The 1,265-nt window shown below is 71.7% G+C and carries 1 protein-coding gene; it reads left to right on the top strand.

The features are described 5' to 3' along the window. The coding region (locus VBO01S_RS31400; RefSeq protein WP_157627555.1) for a DUF349 domain-containing protein at positions 1 to 1,265 on the top strand (1,265 nt) is incomplete at both ends.

Raw genomic sequence — 1,265 nt, forward strand, 5'->3', positions numbered from 1 at the left:
CCGCACCCAAGGTCGACCCGGCCGTGCGCGCCGCGGCGCAAGATGCCGTGCAGGCCGCCCTCGCCAAGCTCGAACAAGAAACCGCCGAAGGCCACGGCAAGGCCAGTGCTGGCGCCGCCGCTGCGCTGCGCGCCGTGCTCAAGGAACACGGCAAGCTGGTCGACGCGCCGCTCGAAGCCCGCGTGCACGCCGCGCTGGTTGCCGCTGGCGAACTCGAAGGCTGGCAGCGCTGGAGCGCCGACAAGGTGCGCGAAGACCTCGTCGCCAAGGCCGAAGGCCTGCTCAAGCGCCCCGAAGGCCAGGCCCTCGGTGGCCGCAAGATGCAGGAAACCCTGCGCGCCCTGCGCGACCAGTGGAAGCAGGCCGACCAGGGCGGCGTGCCGAACCACGCGCTGTGGAAGCGTTTCGACGAAGCCTGCAACGAAGCCCACAAGGTCGTCGAGGCCTGGCTCGAGAAGGTGCGCGCCGATGCCGCCGAACACCGCGCCCTGCGTGTCGCGCTGATCGAAGAGGTCAAGGCCTGGGCCGCCGCGCATGCCGGCGCCACCGACCTGAAGGCGCACAACCGCGCGCTGCACCAGTTCGCCGACCGCTGGCGCGATGCCGGCCACGTGGGCGAGAAGGTGTTTGCCGAGCTGCAACCGCTGTGGAACGAAGCTTTCGGCGCCGCCCGTGCCCCGTTCGAAACCGCGCAGAAGGCCAGCGTCGAACGCCGCCAGGCGATGATCGCCGAGGCCACAGAGCTGGGCGCCCAGCCGATGCTGCGCATCGACGCCGTGAAGGCGCTGCAGCAGCGCTGGCAGCACGAGGCGCAGAGTGTGCCGCTCGACCGCCGCCACGAACAGAAGCTGTGGGACGCGTTCCGCGCACCCATCGACGAAGCCTTCAACCGCAAGACGGTCGAGCGCGAAAAGGCATCGGCCGCCATGAGCGAGCACGACCGCCATGTGCTCGAAGCCTCCAAGGCGCTCGACGCGGCCAATGCCGGCGGCGACGCACAGAAGATCCGCGCCGCCATCGCCGGCCTCGAAGCTGCACTGCGCGGTGAAGTGCCCGCACCGGCACCCGCCACCACGAGCGACGGCCCCTCGGTCGGCGCGACCGGTGTCGAAGCCCCCGGCCAGGCCGCTGCCGAGTTCGGCGAAAGCGCCGAGCAGACGCCGGGTTCGAGCGATGCCGAAGCCACGCCGTCCGCACCCGCGGCAGCAGTGGCCGACGCGCCCGACCTGGTCGCTCCCGCAGACGGCGCCGATGCTTCGGCCCGC

The sequence above is a fragment of the Variovorax boronicumulans NBRC 103145 genome (assembly GCF_001591345.1).
GTDB classification, from domain to species: domain Bacteria; phylum Pseudomonadota; class Gammaproteobacteria; order Burkholderiales; family Burkholderiaceae_C; genus Variovorax; species Variovorax boronicumulans.